This window comes from Halorubrum sp. AJ67 (genome assembly GCF_000513435.1).
Genome location: NZ_CBVY010000001.1, coordinates 379,590 through 401,222 on the forward strand (window position 1 = coordinate 379,590; position 21,633 = coordinate 401,222).

Here is a 21,633-nt window from a genome sequence, read left to right on the forward strand (position 1 = left end):
TTCCTCGACATCCTCGACAGAGTCAGAGGACTGCGGCTCCGACTCGGGTTCGTCGACGGCAGACGCTTCAGCGACTTCTTCGTCGGCCGCGGCGGGCTTCTCAACAGCCTCGGGCTGGTTGTTCTCCACGTCGCCCGCGCTCGGTTCCGTCTGCGGCTTGTTCGTGATCACGATGCCGCCCGTGTCGTTGTCTTCGATGTCGGTGCTTCCGTTCGACTGAGAGTCAGCTGCTTGGGACATTTTTCTGAGTACCTCTTTTCTACTGCTCCTCACCCCCATCGGGAAATATAAAACAATCCTGAGGCGAGGCCGCGAACGAATCTAGAAGGGGCTCCTGACGACGGAGCTACCCTCTAGTCGGAATCGATGGCTGTATGTCTCTTTCCACACAACCACGATTCATCACCATCTCTCGGAGGGTAAAAACAATATCTCGGGCGTCTTCCTCAACTCAGATCGACTAGAAGGGCGGTTGGCTCCCTGCGTTCACTTGGTCTCGTCGTAGAGTGTTTGAATCGCCGATTGGGATAGCTCTCGATCGTAGGCATACACGGCCCCGATGCGCCCTTTCGTATCGTCGGCGTGCCAGTGGGACTTCCCAAAGAACACATTGGTTGACGTGGCTGTATTCAGAGACTGATTCCCACCCCCAGTGTTGGAATCTAAGGTCGCATCAACGTACAGCGAGTGGTCATGGACAGCTGACCCACCAGATGGGAAGACGACGGTGAGCAGATGCCATTGGCCGTCGATGACATCTACTGAGCCGTATTTTTGTCCGTTTGCGTTTTCGACACGCAGGACATCGCCATTTGCGTCATCGATTCGGATATCATATTTGTTCCCGTAGGTGTTCGCCCCGTATGAGATGAGGCGGTGGTCTCGAGAGCTACCAGACTTGAACCAGATTGCCCAGGTCCGCGGGTGCGTCCCCGTTATCCCTGACCAACCGTTGAGGACGATGTAGTCGTTGCCCCCATCGAACTGGAGCACTGATCCGTCTCTTTCGCTGTCAGTGGTCCATGTAGCATTGTGGATCGATCCATTGTGTGACCCTTCGATATCGGTGATGGAATTTCCGGAGCCAGCATTGAGGTCCCAGTAGGAAACGAGCCCCTCGGTGGGGATGTTAGGACCGGCCCAGGGAAACACACTCCCCGAGTTGATCTCGATCTCGTCGTTCTCTTCAATATCGGGCTGCCAGTCGCGATCGCCACCCCATCCTAACTCCTTAGTATTGGATTTCAGTCGTCTATTGGTGGTGAAGCGGTGCGACTCGCCCGGCATCAATACGGAGCTCGTAGCCCGTCTGGCGAACTGAGGTTACAGTCTAACCACTCGGTCACGGAGGCGCAGATTGACGGTTTACGCGGTGTCTGGCACTCCCAAGAGCTTCCATCATGTCGGAGCGTGTAGTACCGTCTGGGCTCCCGATAGTCGTTGTCGAACTTGACCGCGAGTCTGATGAGCATCTCGTTGAGGGCAGTAGACCCTAACGAGATGTCTGTGATTGTGACGCCGGCCTCCGATCGACCGATCGCGTCGGAGAACCAGTGCGGTCTGTTCGGCGAGTCTGATGGGACGGATGGTTGTGCCATGAGTTGTCGGATGGCCTATACCGAACACCGCAGGGTGGCTATAAAAAGATTATCGCGTGATCCGATGAAACCCTCATCGGGTTATTGGTATCTGTTCAGCATATCGAAGAAGAAGTCCGGCGGGTCGTTATCGTCGGGTGCTTCCATGCCAGCTGCGAGGCCGAGTTTGGTCCCGATCTGGAAGGTGCCGACGTAGTAGATGACTAAGAAGAGCGGGATCATCCGGATCATCCCAAGGTCGATTGCTTTCAGTAGCACTGACGGAATGATGATGGCGAACCCGATGAATGCTCTCGGGAGAGGGCCGAGTTGGAATTCCGAAGCCGCCCACTGGACGCCAAAGCCAATCGCGGTAGACGCGATGAGGCTAATGATGACGATACTCCCGAATAGGATGATAGAGTAGGCTACCATGGGGTGTAGCTCGGAGTTCAAAGGCGGGTGTAATATCTGCTCCGGTCAGATTGACCGCTGTTAGAAGTAGGGGGCGAGCATCTCTGGGCCTTCCTCTGCGACGTCGACGTTCATCAACAAGAGCACCGACGCGGCGAAGAAGAACAGGAGGAAGATGCCTGCGGTAACCATCAGTGTGAGTTCCGTATCCAGCCGAGATTCGATGGTTCTCCGGGTGACGGGAAAGAGGAAGACACCGCCACAGAGTAGCAGGAGACCACTCCCGATAGAGTGCATCGCGAGTATCCCCACGCCGTTCATAATGATGAGTAAGCCCATCAGATAGGCCACTCCCGACTTTACGCGGGGCATTAGCCCCTCTGTAGTGATTTCTGCGGCCATAGCATACGCACGTAGACAGAGTCGGCTCAAAAGACTACTGGCCCTCAGAATCGTCTTCGCTGATGGGAGAGGTGGACTCGATGTAGGGGGTCACCTCCGAGATGATGCTGTCCGTATAGAAAGAATTCACGTGGTCGAGATTCCAGAGCCCGGTTTTGTTGATTTCGGCCCGCGGCGAGTGGTGACCGAGCCAGTCGTCCTTTTTCAGATGGGGATTCGTCCGGCGTGCGTGAGAGACAAGCGCGATGAGGTTCTTCTCAAGGCGAGCCCGATCGCAGTCTGCGTGGGGCTTACCGGGGATGTCAATCACAAGGAACGGGAGGTTTCGAATCCGCTCGGAGACCCGGAGTTCGAGTGGGTGTTCTTGGGCGCGAATCTCTGAGGTGGATATGTTGTCTGGGAGCTGACGGTGCGGAACGCCCCAGTGAGGGTATTTGTCTTCCAGGCTTTCGTCTTCGATGATCGCATTTCCGACGTGGAGCCTGAACACGGATCCTCGGCAGTTGCCGCCGTCGGCGTAGTTCCCACTGGTGGTTCCTCGGTGGGTGCGGAGTCGCTGCCAGAGCGAACTGGAACTTCCCTTGGAAACACCGACAGTACCGATCCGAGTGATGTGCCACTCGCTAACCGGGTCAATTTCTGGGTCTGTGGATTTGTCGAAGAATACGTAGATCCCACGGTGAGGCCAGTCCATCGTTCCATCGACATCTGAGAGGTAGAATGGGCCTCCTGTTTGCGTTTTTAGCACACCGAGTTTCCGGTAAAACTGCGCGAGCTTGTTCGGGCGGTCAGGGCTAGAGACTGTGGAGATGAATACGACCATGGTATCGTCTGTCGGTAGTAGCGCGTCTGGGTTCTATTCAAACCCTCTTCTCACCTTCTCTCGGAAGGCAAAAACGGATTTGAGCGGTATTTTCTTGTCAAGCTTTACAATGCTGCGGCCCATATCTATTGACAAGATGGAAAACACTGAACCGACCCCACCGGACGAGATCGCGCAGTACATCGTTGATGGACTCCGCCGCCAAGAAATCGATCAGTTAGAGCTAATCGAGGAGTACGCCCGCCAACTGCGCGAATACCGGATCGGTCAACAGGACCAGATGATCGACGAGGACGACTTAGATGTCGATGAGTCAGACGAGGTCGTCGACGTCCAAGATAGCGACGAGGGGACGGTTGTTATCCGGCGGAACAACTGCGGTTCAGACTGTAAGGGTTGCCCGCACGGGCCGTACAAGTACATCGTCACACCGGACGGAAAGGGCGGTCAAAACTGGGACTACAAAGGGAAGGTCGAGGGGGAAGAATCGTAATATTTTCCAGTTGAAATAGAGGGGGTTACACAACGCCGGTAACTTCGAAATAGAGAAAGAGGAAGAGGACCGCGTTGTAGATGCCGTGGGCGAGTGAAGGGACGATGAGGTTGTCTGTGGTCTCGTACAGCCAGCCAAGGATGAGTGAGAGAAAGAGAACGATCAGGAGTGTGCTCGTTGCATCCGCTGCGCTTGCGGTTAGGTAAGCCGGGAAGTGGACCATCGCGAAGATGACACTCGTGACGAGTATAGCATATTGCCGGTCGAACGATTGGTAGAGCGATCCCTGAACGAGCCCTCGGAAGATGAGTTCCTCACACGGGCCGATGATCAGGATCGAGATGGGGATGAGCGCGAGTAAGATTGTGGGGTTGGCGGGTGATTCTTGGGTGGTGAAGGCCTCGTAGATCTGGTGATCGGAGGTCCCCACGTCGAAAAGACCGAGGAGGAATTCGAGGCCTATCGCTCCGGCGAGCAGAACCACGACACCCCCGACAGCCAACACCAGTTCCTTCGACGTTGGCGGTCTGACTCTGAGGAACTGGTACCTGTGATCGGTGAATTGGAAAAACAGTGCCGTCGTAGTCACAGCCCCCATCAGCAGGCCGAGATTACTCACGAAGAGTTCTTGTTCGAAGAGGACTGCGCCAGTTGTGAAGTAAAGCGCGCCCAAGAGGATACCCGACCAGATGCCGATGAGAAGGTATCCGCCGATACCGATACCCGTGGCTGAGATGAATGTACGGACCTGACTCATGTGTTGTAGTTATACCGTGGACAGTACGTGGTCATTAGTGCTTTGGTCAGATTCGCATTAGAGATACTCATCGAGCGTACACGCGGTTGTATCCGCTGGAGTGTTGGTCTCTGGGCTGCTGGCAGGCCCGGAACTGAGTCTCTCGATCACCCGTTCGACGATGTCTGTTGATCGTGGTTCTGCTGTGAGCTTGTCTTCGAGGACCTGCTCGAGGTGTTTGCGCCGGATGTAGGCGTAGTCGCCCGAGAGAATATCGGACGGAAGGTGGTCAGTGATTTCGGAAACGATCTCGTCATCGGCAGCGACATAGCTCGGATCCTTTCGATTACAGGACCCGTCGTGGAGTGCCTCTGCTTCTGTGAGCCGACTGGGACAGACGTCGGAGTCCGTGATACGGTGGTCAGCTCCGGAAGGATTGATGGGCTGGCCGCTCTCGGAGAGGCAGAGATTCCCGGCGATCGCGCCGCAATCCGGACAGTCCACGTAGGCCGCAGGGTGGTGGAAGTAGGAGTTCCCACAGTGTTCACAGTGGGAGGAGTCGGGGTGAGGCTCGAAGTTGGTCCGGTTCTGCTTGTCGGTGATGTTCGGTGCCCCGTGCGGGTGCTGGTAGAGTCCATCGACCTCGCCATCACCGAGCGTCGCAACTTCGAGATTCTCGTGAGGTTTCTCGTCGACGGTGATGATCCAGTCGTGGGGTTCCGGTGCGTGGTTCGTGATTGTGACGCCGCGACGGGTGTAGTCGTAATCCGCCCCGCTCATCAGCGTCGCTGTCTGCCCGATCTGAATCACACGCCCGCCGTTTCCTTTGACGAGATTCGTAATGCTCCGCTTGAGGATCGTGTCGATGTGGGTGACTCCAGATTTCGAGCTGGCCTCTGCTTGCGGGCTTCGGATGTTGCGTTGGAAGGCCTCATACGGGATGTCGAGGACGACCGCGTCGAACTCGCCCGTTGCGAACGTGCTGTCGATGTTCCACGGGGCGACGACCACATCAGCGGAGAGGGAATCGGCGTCCGTATCGAAGTCGGCTGACGTGTAGGCACAGGTGGTACAGGTGTACTCGTCGAGCGAGAACCGCGGGGTGTCCTGGTAGATGTGGAGAACGCGATCATCATCATCGAGCCACGATGTGATAGACGGTTTGAGCGCCTTGTTGAGTGAGCCGTTACTGAGGGAGTGGCGGTATTCCATCTGGATGTTTTCACCGCCGTTTCCACCCTTGGAGATGTTCGATCCGCGGATGTTCTCTGCGCCAGCATTCGGGACGACGGATTGACTGACGGTGGTGGCCGAGGTGGACTGACCTGGGGTGGTCGGCTTCCGGGCCACCGTTGCGAGATAGTCATTTTGCGCGCCCAGCTTGTTGAACAGAGCAACAGCCTCAGTTTTATAGCCGAGCGAGAGGGGCATCACCGACGTCGAGTATCCGAATTGGATGATGATCCCGCCGGGCTTCAGGATTCGATTGAACATCTCCATCACTTCATCATTATAGAAATAGAACTCGTCGCAGGCTAAATCCAGATTATACTTCTTCACTGCCTGCCCCCACGTGTAGGGCGGGTCGTAGACGATCGCATCGTAGGTCTCTGGCTCTACGTGGTCCTCAATGGTCCGAAAGTCGATGTGGAGGTCGGCGTCTGCGTCTTCATTGATGTCAAGACGTAGGATGTCACCCGGTACGTCTAATCTCGCAACGCCGGCACACGGGTTCAGGATATGCTCTGCCTCTTGGAGATGTGATTCAGTCCACCAGCGGAGCTTCTCGCTTTGGAACGTTGACCCCTCGGTCGTGTCTGACCAGTACGAGAGAAGCGTGTTCGGGCGGCTTTCCTCGGTGGCGGTAGTGTGGGCTATGGTGCTCATGGGCTCTAATCCAAATTCCTCTCACTCCCCCATGGAGGCTATAAACAGCCGAATTCTAGCTCCCCCCACCCCCCGGTGGATTTAATTAGGGGTGCTGTGTAGATTTTCACCACGAGACGCACGAGCCATGTCAAGTCAAATACAGAGGTCCGCCATTAACGGGTATACGTTCGGGCGGGAGCTCCCGGTGGATGAAGTAGAGAAAGGAAAGTCGATTCTGGTCAAAGGCCCTTCAGACCCCGAACGGAGAGATTTCGTCATAGATCTCCTCAAGTCGGGTAACGGTATGCTGGCCGACCCGTCAGTTGTGGTTACGACTAACGAAGTCGGGAAGAACGTCGCCCAGCGGTACCACTCGCGATTAGAGGGAACCGACATCCACCCGCCCCTCGGCATCATCGATTGTATGCCGAGTCCCACACCGTACTCAGTGCGAGAAGCATCTGTCGTTCAGGTGGGCGGCCCCGGCGACCTGACTGGCGTCGGCGTGGAGGTCACGAAGATGATCGAGTCGATGAACAACCGTGGGTACGAGCGGGTCCGACTCGTTCTGGATTCGATCTGCCCGATGACCATGTATGCAGACATCGAGGTCCTGTTCCGGTTCCTCCAGACGATGGTCGGTTGTATTCAGGCAACGGACTCGGTCGGCGTCTTCACCATCGACCCGGACTCTCACGACGAACAGACCCTCTCGATGATCACCTACCTGTTCGATTACGTTCTCGACGTGGACGGCTACAGCGGGTTCGGTGTCGTCGGGTCGACTGGCTTCGATTAATACACCGACAGGAGACTTGCGAGCTCGTCGAGTCGGCTTTCGAGTTGTGACGGGTCGTACACTGTCGTCGTCTGGTCGTATTCTCTGAGGAGCGTTTCAGCCTGTTCCGGTGGGTGACCCGGCTTACAGTCCGTCGCAATCGTCAGCGAGCAAACCGGATCGTATGAAGCCGCAATCTCGCTAGCGACGGCGTCGATGTCCGATGGCTTGTCGTCGGTCATCGAGATGATCAGCGACTCACGCGGGCTTGAATCGGCCAGCGTCCGCGCCAACGAAAGCGCCTCCGCGAGTGGCGTCTTTCCGCCGGTCTCTGTCGAGAGGATCTGTTCGCTGGCGAACTCCGTTTCGACGGCTGGTGGCTTCACGAGGCGAACATCGTCGCGGTAGAAGTCGATGATGGCGACGTCGATATCCAAGGACTCACACGCAAGCGCGAAGCGAGCGACGCCGTTGGTCGCGACGGAGATCTTGCTTTCCGGCTCGTCGTCGTAGTAGCTCGGCCCCATCGACGCCGAGCGGTCAAGGATCAATACGAGGAAATAGTCCTTCTCATTGCCGGGGAGTGTTTCGGTGAACGTCCGCGGGTCGCCATACCCCAGTCGGTAGGCTGTCTTCACGTTGATCGTAGATCCCGATGAGAGGCCGTCACGATGGTTCGTTTGTTGATCCAAGCGGAGTTCTTTTGCGAGCGTGTCGCCCACGAGTGCCGCAGACTGCTCGATCGCCGGCCAGTCGATGTCGGGCACGTCTTGAGGATCTGGTTCGGGGAGGATATCGAGGTCCTCGACAGCGGCGAACTGCCCAGCACCCTCCACGGCGAGCTGGTCGTCGATTGTTTGGAGGTCGCGTTCGAGCGCGGCTTCATCCACGGTGGCGTCAGCTGCGGTCTCGGCGGCCTGTTGGCGATCGCTTTCGAAGTCGGCTGGGGAGAGTGATTCTGAGTCGTGAACCGGTGAGGGAGCTTCCGGTGAATCCTGTCGTTCCCCGTCGGTTGGGGGCTGGTTGCTGGTGGTGTCTGCATCGGCCGCAGTCGCCTCCTGTGCGGTTTTCGCTTCGGGTGTCTCAGCGGTCGTGTCGGAGTCCGCCGACTCGTCTCGCGAGGCCGTGGGGGCGCTGTCGCCCTCGGCATCGGTATCGGGGGCTGTCTCACCGCCGTCTCCGTCGTCGTTCTGTCCGAAGTCTGTGAGCGATGCTTGTCCGCTAGTGGTCTGTTCGGGTGTGTCCGGAGCGTCTGTCTCGTCGTCGGTGGGGGTGTCCTCTCCCGTCGTCTCGGCGGGCTCCGAAGCCGGCGAGTCACCTGCGGGGTCGCCGGTGCTGTCTGGAGTGTCGGTCGTGTCGGTGTTGCCTGAGGTGTCGGTCGAGTCTTCGTCTCCTTCGTCGACGTCGTCCGGATCCGGCTCGTCGCCGATGGTCGGATACTGGTCGACAGACTGCCGGCTGTCCCCGCTCTCGGTCGTTTCAAGCGAGGGGCCACCGTCGGAACCGTCTCCGGGGGCGGTCTTTGTGTCGCCGTCTCCGCTGGACTGTTGGGATTCGGCCTCGCCGGCTTCGTCGGGGTCGTTGGCGTCGGCGTCGCTCTCTGGGTCGTCCTGGTCGGCAAGCAGCGGCTTGAGGTCCTCGTTCCAGAATCGAATCGTCCGCTTGATCCGCTTGATCGAGGCCGCCTTGTCGTGGTGGTGGATGTCGGCGGTCGCGTCGGACCGCAACGAGATGATGTCTGTGGCGAGTTGGTCGATGGCCGTATCGATTTCGGCGAAGGCCTTGCGGTCGGCATCGGTCGCGAACGTGAACTGCGTGTCCGTCTCATCCAACAGGAGGTCAGTAACCCCCGAATCGTAGATGAGCCGGTCATGGAGACCTTTGAGGAGAGCGTCCCCAAAGGAGAACTCGTGGTCCTCGGGATACTCGGCCGGTTTCTGTGTCAAGGCCTCATTGATCAGGGTGAGTCGGTTGGCCGACCGCTGGGAGAAGTCTTCCCCAGTGATCGCTTCGTTTTCGATCGCCCCGTCCTCGGTAATGTTGATCAGCTCGTGGACGAACTCGCGGTGGGCAGGATCAACTTGCTCCTCCGTTAACGATTGGAGCGCGCCAAATGCGGTCTTGAGGATGTGGAGCGTCTCGTGGATCGCGAGACCGAACTGGTACGCGCTATCCGCCGTTAGTTGGTCGTTGAGACAGACCGATTCAAGCGGAGCGGGCTTTCCCGTGACGAGTACGATGTAGTCGGCGTCGACGCTCTCGACAAGGTTGCTGGCCTCGCTTGGGGAGAACTCCGTCTGGTCGCCGTCGACGAGTGCCTCCGTGGAGGCAGGGACCACGGCCGCCGTGGCGACGTTCTCGGAGATCCGGACTTCCACACGTGAATTGATATGTGCCGGAAGAAGCCCGTGGACAAACTCGCGGAGGTGGGCGGTTCGACTCCCCGAACAGCGTGTCTGTTTCGGCTTGGAGGGTGTTAACGTCGACGCTAGATCGCTTGTCCGGGGATGTTGAGATTGACTCATAAGATTCTATTATACCTCTTGAGACTCTTCCACTCCCACCCGAGAGATACAAACAAGGTACCTACCAGTTCTCAGACCCTCACTCTCGGTTGGCCTTGCGGTCGATGATCGGATCTCTCGTGAGGCACGAGGCGTCGATTGTATACATCTCGTTCACCTCGTCCCACTGAGTTGGCAGCCACCTGTGGTCGCCCATGCCTTCTTTCCAGTAGTACGTCTTGAAGCCGAGAGAATCCGCCAACTTGGTGATGTCTACGGTATGGTGGGTTAATTCGACCGTGCCAGAGTGTGTTGCGCTCTCTGTTGCTGGTGAGATGGCGAATACGTATGGCTGGTCGGAGACGTACAGGTTCGCATATTGGTATTGGCCGAGAGATCCCCGCTCTGCTGCTGCGGCGTTAAACACACATTCGATGCTATGGCCGGCATCGCGAATGTTCACCATCGGTTCATCGAATTCTTCGCCCGTTTTGTGGGCAACACGGTGGGTGAACTTGGCGAAATATGGTATGAACGTGGCGACATGATGTTCGTGGTCGAGGTCTTCTTCTTTGACCAGGTGTTGGATTTTGTGGGTGCTGAACGTTTCTGTGCCTCCATTCGGGTAGGCCACAGTGAATTCGGTACCGATCGGCGACTGTACAACTGCCTCTTTCCCGTCGATGATTAGTTCATCGCCCTGACTGATATTTTTCACGTCGTTGATTCCCATTGGAACAGTACCAGCTTCACTCGGTGGTGCATTAACGGATTCTCCAAATCGCTCTCTGTCGATTCGTGCAAAAGCTTATAATAGCTTATATGGATGACCGGAGGCACGTTCTGCGGCTCCTGATGAACCGCCTACTCGCGATTGGTCTTGCGGTCGACGATGAGATCTTCACAGAGAATGGAGACGTCGACGATGAACATCTCATTCACCTCGTCCCACTGAGTTGGTAGCCACCTGTGGTCGCCCATGCCGTCTCTTTTGAAGAACTTGGTCAACTTGAGTTCATGCGCCAGATTCGAGATGTCGAGACTGCGGTAGTTGAATTCGACAGTGCCAGAGTGGGTTTCGCTCTCAACCACTGGGGAAATGGCGAATACGTACGGTTGATCGGAGGCCAACAGATTCGCATGTCGGTATTGGTGAAGATGTCCCCGTTTCATCGCGGCGGCGTTGAACACACATTCGGCACCATGGAATTTGTTGTGAATGGCCACTATCGGTTCTTCGATCTCTTCGCTCGTGGTCTTACCAATATCGTGGCATCTCATGCCCAAATACGGTACGAACTTGGCGATGCGCTCCTCGCGATTAAGGTCCTCTTCCTTGATCAGGTTGTGGGTTTCGTCACCGCCGATGGTCCTTGAATCTCCATTTTCGTAGGTGACACAGAATTCACCGCCGAGTACCCAGTCAACAGTTGCTTCTCTCCCGTCGATATACAGTTCGTCGCCTGCTTCGATGTTTTCCACGTCGTGGGTGTCCATGTTCTCTGTTTACACGGCTGTGTTGAATCGCTGTAAGGCGTAGAGATTCACTGTTTGACGAAGCGCTTGATGTTGTAGACCATACACATCAGGGCGATCTCACGGAACTCGCGGAACCACGACCGCGCTCGCACGGCGAAGCCGAGCGAGCGCTTCACAGCCGAGTTCACAGTTTCGGTCATAGAGCGCTGATTGTAGCGGTTATCGTCGATTCTGGCGTTGTGTGCGTGGTCGTACGGTGCGAAGATGCGGTGCTTGATCAGCGGTCTGATCCCGAGCTCACGCAGACCTTCGCGGAGCGATTGCTTGTCATAGCCCTTATCGGCAGCGAGAGACCGCAGATCGCCCGCGTTCCGGCGGGCGATCTGCTCAGCGAGATCTGCGTCGCTTCCTTCTCGGTTCGTCGAGCAGTGAACGTCAAGGACAGCTTGAGACGCTGTATCGACGAGTTTTGTGACTTTCAGCTTCTGAACGTGGTAGCTGATTCGCTGGCAGTAGTGGCGGCTCGCTGCTGAGCGTTCGTAGAATGTGGCGTCAATCGCGGCGTGTTCGGAGAGATCGTGTAGCTGCGCCGACTGGCGCAGCAGCACTCGACAGACGCTCATACTGATCCGGTCGAACGCCTTACACAACGTGGACGGCACGGGGAGATCGGCCGCGTCAAGGCCGATCTCCCCGATTATTTGTGGCATCTCTTTGAGTAGGTCGATTGTCATCCGATAGGATGTGTCGAGGTAAATTCGCAGACAGTGGAGGGAAACGAGTGCGTAGTCGGCGAATCCGCCGCCGCCTTCCGGGGCGGCGGATTCGCCTCCATCGCCAGTAACTCTTTGAGCAACCGGCACAACTTCCCCGATGAAGCGGGAGATTTGCGTCATAGACAACCGCAGTTTCCCGCTTCAGCTCCTTTGATTTAGCGACCTACCCTACCGCTGTATGGCGATTCAACACAGCCGTTTACACCTGTGGGGTGTATCAATGGACTCTCCAATACAAACCCATTTCACTCGTGCAAAAGTATAATACGCAGTATGTCGACGGCGAGGGGGTGTGTTCTGCGCCTATCGACTACTAGAAGATCCCGTTGAGTGCCTCGTGTGCGTCTTCGGGCCGCTGGTTCGGTTCAGCAACCATCCGGAGGACGTTCCTGAGAGCGGCCTGTGGGGAAGCTCCGTCTGCGATATGCTCGACCACGATCGTGAGGTTCCGCGTCGAGAGCGTCGGCCAGTTCGTGAATTCGTCTTTGCGTGTCCGGTGGGCGAACTCGACGATTTTCTCGAGGGTGTCGCTGTCGACGACGGGTCGTGGCGTGTTGAGCTGTTTGTCCAAGGTTTCGACTTCGGCGTCGACGGTGTCGGGGTATCCTTGCCAAAACCCACGGAAGCGGCCGCGAGTGGCCGAGTTCATCGGCTCAGAGTCGCGGTATTCGCGCGTTGGCGGATTCATGGTGACGACGATTCGCGCTTCGGGATGGGGCTCGATGGTCTGCCCGTGGGATTTGATGACGATCTTGTTCTCGTTGAGCAGCTGGTGGAGCGCCATCGCCGCCCCAGACTGCATGACAGGGAACTCGTTGATCACGATCACGTCGCCGTTGAGCAGGCCTTGCTTCACATCGGCGTTCTTCGGCTCGAGCTTCCCGTCTTCGTTGGGGGAAATCGGGCCGAACAGGTCCTGGGGCATCGTCGCCTTGTCGACGTCGAGCGAGCGATAGCCCCGGTTCGTCTTGTGACAGATGTACTTCGTGAGGTAGTTTTTCCCGCTACCACGCGGGCCGACAATCCGAACAGGGACGTTCCGGGCGAGTTTCTTCGCGAGCAGCTCGTCGATGGGCATCTGGAGGTCGCGTTCAAGCGGGATCGACGGGGCGATCACCTCCCCATCCTCGTCGACGGGGAGCGCGGAGTGGCCGGCGTCCGGCTCGTTCGCCGCTTTGGGGACCATGTCATAGCTAACGTCTTCGAGGACGGTCAGTCCGGTGTTGACTGGCGAATCGGCGTTGTGGCCCGTATCCGAGACGTAGACGCCGCCGTCGTCGTCGACGCTCAAGTCGTCACGCACGTCGATGAGTGGCCGGCCGACCGTGGCGGTTTCTTCGGCCACAGTGGAGACGACCGCGCCGGCCCGGCCGAGTGTGGCCACGCGGTCGTGGTGGCGCTGGAGTTGTTCGGCGGCCAGTTCCCCACCGACAGGGAGGCTCATGTACGCCTGTCCGACGATCTGGTTCACCTCTCCCGGCGTGAACGTACGGGAGGCGTCTTCGAGCGCGGTCTGAGCACGATTGATCTTCGCGGTCGTCAGCGTGGCTCGGTCCGCCTGCTCAACGACCTGCCCAGGGAGAGCATCGATGAGTTCTTGATCGGTCTGGATCCCCGAGTTCACCAATGCCTCGACGTCGGAGTTCGTCAGGCCGGGGATATTGGAGAGGTCGGCCGTGTCCAGATCCGTTTCGAGATCGTTGTTGAGGGTTTCACGGAGGGCGTCGGCGTCTGCTTCGGTGAGGTCGCGGAACGAGCGGTAGCCGGCATCGTTCAACAGGGCCTCAACATCGTCATCAATCGCATCGATGTCAGTGAGGTCGTCTGCCTGCTGATGGAGTGCGCCGAAGTGGGCGGTGACGGCGGCCGGCTCCGGGCTTGTCGTCGTCGCCCGCGTGATCAGCAGTTCACCGCCTGAGTCGCGGTCGGTCTCGAAGCGGGACCTGTCGGCGTCCTTGAGCAGACTCGCGACGGTTTCACGACTGATCGATGTCGCGTTCTCGACGGAGTAGACGAGGTCGTCGGTCGAGATCGGGCCGCCGCGCTCTCGGATGAGTCGATTCGCGAAGTGGGCAACGACCTCCTCGGTGGGCACAGTGTCGGGGGAAGTGGTGTCTGTCGTGGACATTATCAGTCACCCGTCGCGCCGCTGTCGGCGCTCGGAAGGCGCTGCTGGACGCGCTGTTCGATCTTCTGTGCCTCGGTGGGGTTGAGTCGGTTTTCGGTGACGCCCGTCAGGTCCATCACGTCTTGGAGGGATTCGCCGAGCGTCTGTTGGGCGGCGTCGAGCGTCTCGGTGTCGTCGGTGTCGCTTTCGAGCTGGTGTTGCTCTTTCGCGAGCGTGATCTGGGTTGCTGGGTGACGCAGAATCTCTCCGGCGAGCTCTTGGTACTCCTGGTAGGTCGCTCCGGCCTTCGACCCGCTGTAGTTGTCGAGGATGGCGAGTTTGAGCGAGAGTTGGAGATTCCACAGCGTGGGGCGTTCGGGCGGGTCCGCAAGCGCGGTCGCACGGTCGGCGGCCTTCTCGGCGTACGTCTCGTTTTGGATGCCCAGGTACTGGTAGAACTCCGTGATCGAAAACGGCAGCTCCTCGAAGTCCAGCGCGACGACCCGAGCTCGAGTGATCTCCTTGTTGATGTCCGCACACAGCGAGTCGATCTTGGAGAGAATCGTTTCGTGCCAGTCGATCGCGTCGGCCATCAGGTCACCCGTGTGCTTGCGACTCAGGTCCGTCCCAGCGTACGGCAGTGGGATCATCGTCCCCACCGAGGGGATGAAGATCACCGGCTTCACCCACAACTTCTGGTGGCCACGGAAGTCGTAGCCCATCCGGTCGCCGTAGTAGATGGTCACCGAATCCTCACTTGGAGTCGTGTCGGCGTCGGCGGTCGCGAGCGTCAGTTCGTTGTTCTCGAAGTCGATGTCGGTCTCGTCGGGCGTCCCGATTTCGTAGGCCTTCGATGGATAGATCGTCGTGATTGTGACTGAGCCACCCCAGTCGTAGTGGCGAATCCACCCGAAAGCGTCTGTTGCGCCGTGCTTCTCGCAGGCAGCGATCTTCCGTTTGAAAAACGACCGCATGTTACCGGGAGTGTATCGACGGGAAGCGATCTGCCAGCGGAACTTGACATCGTACCCGAGCGTCCGGAGCGCGAGTCGACGCCGATCGACGATGTCCTTGTGCGTGCTGACCTTGATCTGTGATTCGGGCTCGGCATTCGCGACCAGTTGGTCGACCGTTCGGCCGGTAGCACTCGCCAGCTTGCTTAGATCGAGACCGTGAACGTCGGTGAGTGCGTCGACGTCGACGGTGACGTCTGACCCGTCGTCACTTTCGGAAACGAACTCGTTGTCAGCCCACAATGTGCCTTCGCCTGCGTGGGGGAGGACATCGAGTGCGTCTTTGAACGTCTGGGTGCCGCTGGTCACGTAACGCCGGCCTGACGTGGAAACGGCGTCCGGGTAGGTAGCTTTCGCGGCTTCGTTCACGCCGAGAAACGGGACGGTGCCTTCCTCTTCGAGCAGATCGGTCACGGGTACGTTAGTGGTCGCGCTGGCCGTCTGGCCAAACCCGGAGTTGCTGTTGGACTGAGTTTGTGACATTATTGGATCTCTCACTGGATCTGAAATCTCTCTACTGCTAATCTCAGACCCTTCAGGCCTCACGGGGGCTATAAACAATCTACTCCGGGGAGAAGCAGTTACTCACGGTGGACAGCGAATTGTAGAAGAGGTGGTGTAGCGGCTAGATGTGGCCGGTTAAATACAGACTCGACACTTCAGACCCAGCGAGGCCTTTGTCATAGATCCGGACGTCGGTGATACTGCCGTAGAAATAGCGGGTGTTCCACTTGCCGATTCGGAAGTTGCTTTCGCCAGTATTGAGAGAGTAGGAGTCCTGCCCCTGAAGTTCTCCATTTGCGTACACGCGAGTTGTAGTGCCGTCCCACGCGAGAACGAAATGAACCCACTCGTTGGTGCTGCCGTAGTTGAAGTCGATGTCAGCTTCAGACCACAGTTGTGTTCGGTAGGTGTTACTCGGCTCCAGTGTCCGAAACGAGAAGTCGTGACCAGTGGTGTCTGTCACGCCCCACTCAAAGAGACCACCACCGTTGTCGAACTGTTCCGTGTATCCCCACAGGGCGATGGATTTCGGGTTGCTCCCGCTGACGCCCACGTCGCTGGGTGAGAGTGTTGTTTCAACGGTATCAGAGCCGCTGAAGTGAAGCGCGCCGCCGGTCGCGTAAGTCCGATCGGGACCAGCTACGCCGGTCGTGGGGCCGTTGAGTTCGGCGTGATGCCCGCCCCAGACATCAAGTGTGGTTCCTCCATCGATGTGAGCTTCATCAAACGTCCAGCGGGCAATCCCGCTTTCGGGCGCATCCATCGCCTGTAGGAGTGCCTGATTCGCGACGAGGGTGTCATCAACGATATCGAGTCCAGATGCTTCGCCGCGCTCCCAGTCATCTCCACCCTGCCAAGCAGAGTCGCTTGGGGGGCGTCGATCGCTCCGGTAACTAATCCCGCCATCTTCCATATGTGGAAGTCACTTCTTCGGCGATTATAGTTACCGGTCGGAAGAGGCGGTACAGTTACTCGGAGACGGGCTCGGGGGAGTTGACAACGCGGGCGTCGACAACCCAGCCACGACCCCACTCGCTTTCGTCATCCAGTATCTGGAGTTTCGAGTAGTAGAGATAGCTTCGGACCTGCCACGGTTCACGAGTGGGATCACCGATTCCGGTTCGGTACATGTAGGTCGCATCGCCGGCTGTTCGCTCGACGAGTTCGAGTGTGTAGTCCCAATCGATGTCGGGAGTTCGGCAGTCGTTTTCTCCGCGGCGGGCCTCGACGCGGCACTCTACGGAGTCGATCTGTTCAGCGGTTCCGAACGTGATCTCGACGACGTCGCCTGTCTGGACGTGGGTCAGCACGTCGGAGAGGCGGCTGGTCCCCCGCGGTGGGGGCGTGGCTGTCTCTTCGTTGCCGATGTAGAAATCGGGCTCTTCTGGATCGTCGGGACTGTCGTCGTCGACGCTGGCACTCGGGGTCATGTATAGGAGTCTGCGTGGGGGGTGATAGGTGTTGTTGTCAGATTTGTCGGGATCTGGCGTCTGACGCGAGGTTACGCCCCAGAGTCTTCGGCTGTTTCGAGCTCGTCGAGGCGCTGTTTCATTCGCACGGTGTGGAGTTCGTTCCTGATGGCGATCTGTGTGACCCAGTATTGAAGCCGCGCATGGAGTAGGAACAAGAACGTGATGGCGATGTGGCTGAGAAACGTGGTTGTAAGTTCGCCTGTTTCAAGATACTCGCTGGTGGCTAACCACGTGAAGTACAACATGCAGATGCCCGAGAGCAGGAGATACCCTTGAAGTTGGCTCCGCCGCCATGGGGTTGTTTCAACCTGATTTTCGTGTGTCGGGTACATACGGAGTCGGAGAAGGGGCTGTCTGTTAACTGTTTGGTCCTTTGGGCTCAGTAGCGATACTCCCACGATGATGCGTCAGTGTCGAGATCGTCGCGGGCGTCCTGGCCGTGGATCCATCCGCCATGCGCCCAGATCAGACTGAGGATGGGAATGGCGACCCACCCCCAGCTGGGTATCGAAATCCCGGTGAGCCAAGTGGCGATTACGGCGGCGATCGAGAAGACCAGCCCGATGGTGACGAAGCCAACGCCTGCGTACAGGAACGGGAGTCCATGCGGGAGTTCGGTGTCCGCCCAGAGCTTGAACCCCTCTAAGGAATCCTCGTACTCTCGGTTGCTGACGGGGTCTTGCGGCATAAGTGACGGCTCTGATGGGATGAAAGCCTGCTAAGTCCCCAGCGTGCGTGGAGAGGTACTGGGGTGGTCAAAGGCCGATGATTCAACAGCGTCTCAGAACGCGTGGCTCTGATTGGCCTACCTGCCAAGGACGCACTATCATGGGAGGCCGCCCGGATGCTGGCGGCATCCGGGCGGCGAGCCCGAATAGGTGTGGCTCCCTTCACGCACTTCCCACTCCAGAGGAACCATGTACTACCTCGGAATCGACCTTCATAAAGACGAGTCGCACGTCGCTGTTTTGGACGATGATGCCGAGGTCGTCGAAGAGATTCGCGTCACAAACGCGAATCTCGACGAAGTCGCCGAAGAATACGCCGGAGCCAAAGCCGCGCTCGAAGCAACCAGCAACTACTACACGGTCTACGACACCCTCGACGAACACCTTGACGTGGTTGTCGCAGATCCGAGCCAAACCAAGGCGATCGGCTATGCTGAGGTGAAAAACGACCGGCTCGACGCGAAGTTGCTCGCGCAACTTCGCCGAGCCGGTATGATCGCTGAGAGTTACGTTCCTCCCGAGGATCTACGGGAGCGCCGCGCACTCGTGCGCGGCCGGAAGCGATTAGTCGAGAAGCGGACAGACTTCAAAAACGAAGTTCACGCCGTTCTCGACAAACACGGGATCACCTACGACTGGGATCCGTTTAGCGTGAACGGGCGAGAAATCCTCGCCGGCGAGGATTTCTCGCTCAGTGTGGTCGGCGATCAGCTGATGGAGTCGTTCCTCTCGATCATCGACGAGCTCACCGCTCAGATCGAGGAACTCGAAGAGATGATCGAAGAGACCGCTGCGTCTCTTGAGGAGACGCAGCTGTTGATGACAATTCCTGGCGTGAGTTTCTACTCGTCGTTGCTGATCACCTCAGAGATCGGTGAGATCGACCGGTTCGACGAGGCGAACCAAGTGGTGAGTTACGCGGGATTGGATCCGGTCGTCCGCGAGTCAGGTGACTCGCGGACTGAAGGAGCGATCTCGAAACGCGGAAGTGGAGACTTACGCTGGATCCTTGTCCAATGTGTCCAAACGGCGGTTCATCGGTGTAACGATCCGTATCTTGGACGCTTCTACGCTCGATTGAAACAGCGGAAGAACCACCAGATAGCGATCGTCGCAACAGCGCGGAAACTACTCGTGTCGATCTTCCACATGCTTGATCGCAAGGAGGTGTACGATCCACCAGAGGTGAGTGCCTGAGGGCCGCCGAGCCGGCGGCCCTCATCGGCGGGTCGCAGCGGGCGTGAGCTACAGCTAACGCCTTCACGTTCTGACCGCCTGCCGGCTGGTTCCTAAGCTATCACCGTGACTGCTTGCGATTTTCTCTCCGTGGACAAGATCGGGGCGATCCCGGCGAAAAATATAGTATCGCAGACGTGGTTTGTTGGGCTAGCAGGCTTTCATAGGCGTTGAATTGCTATAATGGTCCCGGTCAGAATACACTTGGATGTCGGGAGAGATAGCGAAAGCTCACAGGAGAGAGAACGCGAAGGTTGGTTAGTGGCGATTCAGTTGCCTTCTGCGACGTATCGAGCCAGCCCGACGAGGGACGAGAACCCGAAGTAGAAGATGATCATGGCGAGACCACCGACGGTCAGCCAGACACCCACTGAGCCGCGGTCAGAGTTCTTCCCGGTCGAGAACCAGAGCGTCACACCTGCGAAGACGGCAACGAAGCCAGCGTACTGAAGCGTGGCTTTCGCGAAGTCGTAGATATTGTCGAGCACGTCTGAGAACAGGAGATCGCCGACGCTATCGCCGGGGTTCTCGCATTCTGATAGCTGCTCAGGGCTGGTCAGTCGGCAGTCGTCCGCAGCAACCATCCCAACAGCCCCTCCAGCACCGATTAGGACCATGGAAAATAGCATGGCGGCTACACCTATACGTGAGGCTCCTCCACTTGGCAATCGCATACTCGAACACTCAAAGCCAGCTAATATGAATCTAACGGGCGATTATTTGAAAAATCGGCAGTAATGTTCAACGGTTTGGAAGAAGAAGCGTACAGTTGGTAGATAGTTCAATGGTTTGGAAGAAGATTGGTGTATGAATGTATGTCTTCGCGGAGTCCATTAGTCACTTGGAGTCCGGTATCTCCGGTGGTTCTTCCTCTGGCGGTGGTTGGGGAGTGGCTGTCCGTGTTCGTCGAGCTTCACGTGCGATATTCTGTGCTAACTCCACGGTGTACGGGATCGTGGTTTTGCCGGCGTAGACTGTCCCTCCAAGGAGCCAGCCCAGCGGGAAAGAGATCGAGAACCACATGAAGAGGTAATTGATTCCTTCAAGCGTGAACGTCGAACGGAGCCACGTCTCGAGGCCGAGGATTGTCGCGTAGTTCGTGAGCAGATACTCAGCGAATAGCACGCTCTGTTCGAGGATCACGTTCAGGCGCGGGTCATAGACCGCGATGATGACGGGCGGCAGAAGGATCACGTTGAGAGCGAACGGATATCCGAGTAGGACAGTTTTGACCTTCCCTGGTGCGAGAAAGCAGAGTGCGCCGATCGTCGCGGAGACGATTGCGATAAGGACGGCCATGACGAGAGCGGTCATGCCGGTGCCGTTGAACGTAAGCGCCCCGTAGATGATGCTGAGTCCCCAAATCGAAGTTGCGAATGATGTGACGATCATCAGGCTTCGAGCGTGGGTGTCGATGATGGATTTCCACTTGTCGACCCATGCGAGCGCGTATCCTGCCCACTTGTAGTAGAACGGGATCTCCTTTCGACGGCGGACGTCGTCTTCGGTGGTTGCCTGCTTACGGCGTTCGTCTCGTTCCGCTTTGGCCTTGTCTAGGTCTTCAAGCGAGCCTGGCGAGCGCGGCCGTTCCTGTTCTTCCGTTGAGGGGCCGCGGGCGAGATACGACGAGTCGATAGGCGTCTCGCGCAGGTGCTTGTTGACCGCGTCGATGCCCTCACTCGAGAACGTCGCTTCAGGACGTGACCCACAACTCCAACACGGGCCACCAGTGCTGCCGTTGAGAGCGCCACAGTGAGTACACTGCTTGGGGTTGTTCTGGATGACCTTCTGGCTCTGCCGGCGTTTCTTCGAGTGTGAGGGGTCGAGTGGGCCAGAGACCCCAACTTGGATGTCTGCTTCGTCACCGTTGGATGTGTACTCGGCTTTGAGCGTGTCGCTCATCCCGTGGTGGCTACTATGACCGCCGCTTCCACCCGTCGCTATTTCGACGGAACTGCCGCCTTCCTCTTCGTCCTCTCGCGGGTCGAATTGTGAAGTAGCAGCTCCAATCAGTAGGACGATGGCACCGACGAACGCGGTGACGATGACAACGATTGTATCTTGCATGGGTGTTGAGTGGGCGTCAGCTGCGGTCGTGTGTTTCGCTGACGTGGGTGGAGTGGTTACTTGTCGGCGTTGCTGTAGTCTTCTTCTTCAGGAAGCACCGGCTCCTCTGCTTCGACGCCTCCAATGGGGTAGCCTTTGTCGACCCACGGTCGGATGCCTGTGTAGAGCGCATACGCGCCTGCGTTGCCAGAGTTCTGTCGGGAGGCGGCCCGAAGGCCTGAGAGGTAATGCGGGCACATACAGTAGGTCACGATGCGCTCGTGGTCGCCGATGTCGTTCATGGGATCGTCCGCCGTTCCGTCGGGGGCAGGGCTACTTATCGCCCCTTTCACGTGGACTTGGTTGTACCGCTCGGCAGTACGGGCGTCGACAAATCGGGCCTTCCGGGTGTGATACCAATAATACGCGACGTCCAACGGGACTTGCTGAATCTCCGTCCCTTCGGAGTTGTAGTCGGTGAACTGGCTTTCATCGACTTCGCGCTCGGGAAGATCAATTGGGTCGGGTGCGAGCCCAGCCTCGGTCAGATTCGGATCGGGATCGCGAACATCCGCGGTGATGGCCTGAGTAGTGGCGTTGCTGGTACAGCCGGCGGTAACTGCGATCGCGCCAACTGCCGTTGTCAGGTACTGACGTCGCCTCATGCTCCTACTGA

At 57.9% G+C, this 21,633-nt stretch carries 23 protein-coding genes; 3 read left to right on the forward strand and 20 right to left on the reverse strand.

The window, feature by feature from the left end; translation table 11 throughout:
- Window positions 1-486 precede the first annotated feature (486 nt).
- From BN903_RS01960 to BN903_RS01975, 5 genes are all read right to left on the reverse strand, one after another.
- Window positions 487-1,287 (reverse strand): LamG domain-containing protein, encoded by an 801-nt coding sequence (locus tag BN903_RS01960; RefSeq protein ID WP_048076097.1) that lies wholly within the window; start codon window positions 1,285-1,287, stop codon window positions 487-489.
- Window positions 1,287-1,598 (reverse strand): hypothetical protein, encoded by a 312-nt coding sequence (locus BN903_RS17835; RefSeq protein ID WP_228840990.1) that lies wholly within the window; start codon window positions 1,596-1,598, stop codon window positions 1,287-1,289. The genes BN903_RS01960 and BN903_RS17835 overlap by 1 nt, the downstream gene beginning before the upstream one ends.
- Before the next feature lie 81 nt (window positions 1,599-1,679).
- Window positions 1,680-2,012: a hypothetical protein gene (locus BN903_RS01965; protein ID WP_048076098.1), complete on the reverse strand. Its 333-nt coding sequence runs from the start codon at window positions 2,010-2,012 to the stop codon at window positions 1,680-1,682.
- A gap of 60 nt (window positions 2,013-2,072) precedes the next feature.
- The gene (locus BN903_RS01970) at window positions 2,073-2,330 is read right to left on the reverse strand and encodes a hypothetical protein (protein WP_154018006.1); all 258 of its coding nucleotides are present in this window, start codon (window positions 2,328-2,330) and stop codon (window positions 2,073-2,075) included.
- A gap of 97 nt (window positions 2,331-2,427) precedes the next feature.
- Window positions 2,428-3,216, reverse strand: coding sequence for a hypothetical protein (locus BN903_RS01975; protein WP_228840991.1), 789 nt, complete (start codon window positions 3,214-3,216; stop codon window positions 2,428-2,430).
- 136 nt (window positions 3,217-3,352) lie between these two features.
- Here BN903_RS01975 and BN903_RS01980 point away from each other — a divergent pair, with 136 nt between their 5' ends.
- A complete protein-coding gene (locus tag BN903_RS01980) occupies window positions 3,353-3,709 on the forward strand; it encodes a hypothetical protein (RefSeq protein WP_052334896.1) in 357 nt (118 codons plus the stop codon).
- Window positions 3,710-3,734: 25 nt separating this feature from the next.
- Here BN903_RS01980 and BN903_RS01985 read toward each other — a convergent pair whose 3' ends face one another.
- Both BN903_RS01985 and BN903_RS15160 read right to left on the reverse strand, forming a co-directional pair.
- Window positions 3,735-4,466 (reverse strand): CPBP family intramembrane glutamic endopeptidase, encoded by a 732-nt coding sequence (locus tag BN903_RS01985; protein WP_052334897.1) that lies wholly within the window; start codon window positions 4,464-4,466, stop codon window positions 3,735-3,737.
- 57 nt (window positions 4,467-4,523) lie between these two features.
- Window positions 4,524-6,332: a hypothetical protein gene (locus tag BN903_RS15160; protein WP_052334898.1), complete on the reverse strand. Its 1,809-nt coding sequence runs from the start codon at window positions 6,330-6,332 to the stop codon at window positions 4,524-4,526.
- 127 nt (window positions 6,333-6,459) lie between these two features.
- On the opposite strand from BN903_RS15160, the gene BN903_RS01995 reads away from it, so the two are divergent.
- Entirely contained in the window at window positions 6,460-7,113 is a 654-nt protein-coding gene (locus tag BN903_RS01995) for a hypothetical protein (RefSeq protein WP_228840992.1), read from the forward strand.
- Here BN903_RS01995 and BN903_RS02000 read toward each other — a convergent pair.
- From BN903_RS02000 to BN903_RS02045, 10 genes are all read right to left on the reverse strand, one after another.
- Entirely contained in the window at window positions 7,110-9,470 is a 2,361-nt protein-coding gene (locus BN903_RS02000; protein ID WP_048076101.1) for a VWA domain-containing protein, read from the reverse strand. The two genes, BN903_RS01995 and BN903_RS02000, sit on opposite strands and share 4 nt — an antisense overlap.
- 226 nt (window positions 9,471-9,696) lie before the next feature.
- Complete coding sequence (locus tag BN903_RS02005) at window positions 9,697-10,329, reverse strand: hypothetical protein (protein ID WP_048076102.1); 633 nt, start codon at window positions 10,327-10,329, stop codon at window positions 9,697-9,699.
- Window positions 10,330-10,460: 131 nt separating this feature from the next.
- On the reverse strand, window positions 10,461-11,093 hold the full coding sequence (locus BN903_RS02010) for a hypothetical protein (RefSeq protein WP_048076103.1): 633 nt from the start codon (window positions 11,091-11,093) through the stop codon (window positions 10,461-10,463).
- Window positions 11,094-11,140: 47 nt separating this feature from the next.
- Window positions 11,141-11,971 carry an IS5 family transposase gene (locus BN903_RS02015; RefSeq protein WP_079890538.1) on the reverse strand — a complete coding sequence of 277 codons (831 nt, stop codon included), beginning with the start codon at window positions 11,969-11,971 and terminating at the stop codon, window positions 11,141-11,143.
- 193 nt (window positions 11,972-12,164) lie between these two features.
- Window positions 12,165-13,979 carry an AAA family ATPase gene (locus tag BN903_RS17840; protein ID WP_228840993.1) on the reverse strand — a complete coding sequence of 605 codons (1,815 nt, stop codon included), beginning with the start codon at window positions 13,977-13,979 and terminating at the stop codon, window positions 12,165-12,167.
- Window positions 13,980-13,981: 2 nt separating this feature from the next.
- A complete protein-coding gene (locus BN903_RS02025; RefSeq protein WP_048076105.1) occupies window positions 13,982-15,454 on the reverse strand; it encodes a hypothetical protein in 1,473 nt (490 codons plus the stop codon).
- Between the two features lie 142 nt (window positions 15,455-15,596).
- Window positions 15,597-16,388 carry a LamG domain-containing protein gene (locus BN903_RS02030; RefSeq protein ID WP_048076106.1) on the reverse strand — a complete coding sequence of 264 codons (792 nt, stop codon included), beginning with the start codon at window positions 16,386-16,388 and terminating at the stop codon, window positions 15,597-15,599.
- A 55-nt stretch (window positions 16,389-16,443) separates the two neighbouring features.
- Complete coding sequence (locus BN903_RS02035) at window positions 16,444-16,905, reverse strand: hypothetical protein (protein WP_048076107.1); 462 nt, start codon at window positions 16,903-16,905, stop codon at window positions 16,444-16,446.
- 71 nt (window positions 16,906-16,976) lie between these two features.
- Complete coding sequence (locus BN903_RS02040; protein WP_048076108.1) at window positions 16,977-17,279, reverse strand: hypothetical protein; 303 nt, start codon at window positions 17,277-17,279, stop codon at window positions 16,977-16,979.
- Between the two features lie 47 nt (window positions 17,280-17,326).
- Complete coding sequence (locus BN903_RS02045) at window positions 17,327-17,635, reverse strand: hypothetical protein (protein ID WP_048076109.1); 309 nt, start codon at window positions 17,633-17,635, stop codon at window positions 17,327-17,329.
- Window positions 17,636-17,864: 229 nt separating this feature from the next.
- On the opposite strand from BN903_RS02045, the gene BN903_RS02050 reads away from it, so the two are divergent.
- Window positions 17,865-18,872, forward strand: a complete 1,008-nt coding sequence (locus BN903_RS02050; RefSeq protein ID WP_048076110.1) for an IS110 family transposase — start codon at window positions 17,865-17,867, stop codon at window positions 18,870-18,872.
- Between the two features lie 308 nt (window positions 18,873-19,180).
- On the opposite strand, the gene BN903_RS02055 is transcribed toward BN903_RS02050, so the two are convergent.
- From BN903_RS02055 to BN903_RS02065, 3 genes are all read right to left on the reverse strand, one after another.
- Complete coding sequence (locus tag BN903_RS02055; protein ID WP_154018008.1) at window positions 19,181-19,540, reverse strand: hypothetical protein; 360 nt, start codon at window positions 19,538-19,540, stop codon at window positions 19,181-19,183.
- Between the two features lie 208 nt (window positions 19,541-19,748).
- A complete protein-coding gene (locus BN903_RS15165; RefSeq protein ID WP_052334900.1) occupies window positions 19,749-20,978 on the reverse strand; it encodes a hypothetical protein in 1,230 nt (409 codons plus the stop codon).
- A 56-nt stretch (window positions 20,979-21,034) separates the two neighbouring features.
- Window positions 21,035-21,622 carry a rhodanese-like domain-containing protein gene (locus BN903_RS02065; protein WP_052334901.1) on the reverse strand — a complete coding sequence of 196 codons (588 nt, stop codon included), beginning with the start codon at window positions 21,620-21,622 and terminating at the stop codon, window positions 21,035-21,037.
- Window positions 21,623-21,633 lie beyond the last annotated feature (11 nt).

What these genes read in the sequence shown, in the direction of transcription:
- BN903_RS15160 (WP_052334898.1), bottom strand. Translation starts at nt 6,332, where the DNA reads ATGAGCACCATAGCCCACACTACCGCCACCGAGGAAAGCCGCCCGAAC.
- BN903_RS02025 (WP_048076105.1), bottom strand. Translation starts at nt 15,454, where the DNA reads ATGTCACAAACTCAGTCCAACAGCAACTCCGGGTTTGGCCAGACGGCC.
- BN903_RS02055 (WP_154018008.1), bottom strand. Translation starts at nt 19,540, where the DNA reads ATGCTATTTTCCATGGTCCTAATCGGTGCTGGAGGGGCTGTTGGGATG.
- BN903_RS01980 (WP_052334896.1), top strand. Translation starts at nt 3,353, where the DNA reads ATGGAAAACACTGAACCGACCCCACCGGACGAGATCGCGCAGTACATC.
- BN903_RS01970 (WP_154018006.1), bottom strand. Translation starts at nt 2,330, where the DNA reads ATGGGCTTACTCATCATTATGAACGGCGTGGGGATACTCGCGATGCAC.
- BN903_RS17835 (WP_228840990.1), bottom strand. Translation starts at nt 1,598, where the DNA reads ATGGCACAACCATCCGTCCCATCAGACTCGCCGAACAGACCGCACTGG.
- BN903_RS02035 (WP_048076107.1), bottom strand. Translation starts at nt 16,905, where the DNA reads ATGACCCCGAGTGCCAGCGTCGACGACGACAGTCCCGACGATCCAGAA.
- BN903_RS01965 (WP_048076098.1), bottom strand. Translation starts at nt 2,012, where the DNA reads ATGGTAGCCTACTCTATCATCCTATTCGGGAGTATCGTCATCATTAGC.
- BN903_RS02040 (WP_048076108.1), bottom strand. Translation starts at nt 17,279, where the DNA reads ATGTACCCGACACACGAAAATCAGGTTGAAACAACCCCATGGCGGCGG.
- BN903_RS01960 (WP_048076097.1), bottom strand. Translation starts at nt 1,287, where the DNA reads ATGCCGGGCGAGTCGCACCGCTTCACCACCAATAGACGACTGAAATCC.
- BN903_RS15165 (WP_052334900.1), bottom strand. Translation starts at nt 20,978, where the DNA reads ATGCAAGATACAATCGTTGTCATCGTCACCGCGTTCGTCGGTGCCATC.
- BN903_RS02065 (WP_052334901.1), bottom strand. Translation starts at nt 21,622, where the DNA reads ATGAGGCGACGTCAGTACCTGACAACGGCAGTTGGCGCGATCGCAGTT.
- BN903_RS01975 (WP_228840991.1), bottom strand. Translation starts at nt 3,216, where the DNA reads ATGGTCGTATTCATCTCCACAGTCTCTAGCCCTGACCGCCCGAACAAG.
- BN903_RS02005 (WP_048076102.1), bottom strand. Translation starts at nt 10,329, where the DNA reads ATGGGAATCAACGACGTGAAAAATATCAGTCAGGGCGATGAACTAATC.
- BN903_RS02050 (WP_048076110.1), top strand. Translation starts at nt 17,865, where the DNA reads ATGTACTACCTCGGAATCGACCTTCATAAAGACGAGTCGCACGTCGCT.
- BN903_RS02030 (WP_048076106.1), bottom strand. Translation starts at nt 16,388, where the DNA reads ATGGAAGATGGCGGGATTAGTTACCGGAGCGATCGACGCCCCCCAAGC.
- BN903_RS02010 (WP_048076103.1), bottom strand. Translation starts at nt 11,093, where the DNA reads ATGGACACCCACGACGTGGAAAACATCGAAGCAGGCGACGAACTGTAT.
- BN903_RS02015 (WP_079890538.1), bottom strand. Translation starts at nt 11,971, where the DNA reads ATGACGCAAATCTCCCGCTTCATCGGGGAAGTTGTGCCGGTTGCTCAA.
- BN903_RS01995 (WP_228840992.1), top strand. Translation starts at nt 6,460, where the DNA reads ATGTCAAGTCAAATACAGAGGTCCGCCATTAACGGGTATACGTTCGGG.
- BN903_RS17840 (WP_228840993.1), bottom strand. Translation starts at nt 13,979, where the DNA reads ATGTCCACGACAGACACCACTTCCCCCGACACTGTGCCCACCGAGGAG.
- BN903_RS02045 (WP_048076109.1), bottom strand. Translation starts at nt 17,635, where the DNA reads ATGCCGCAAGACCCCGTCAGCAACCGAGAGTACGAGGATTCCTTAGAG.
- BN903_RS01985 (WP_052334897.1), bottom strand. Translation starts at nt 4,466, where the DNA reads ATGAGTCAGGTCCGTACATTCATCTCAGCCACGGGTATCGGTATCGGC.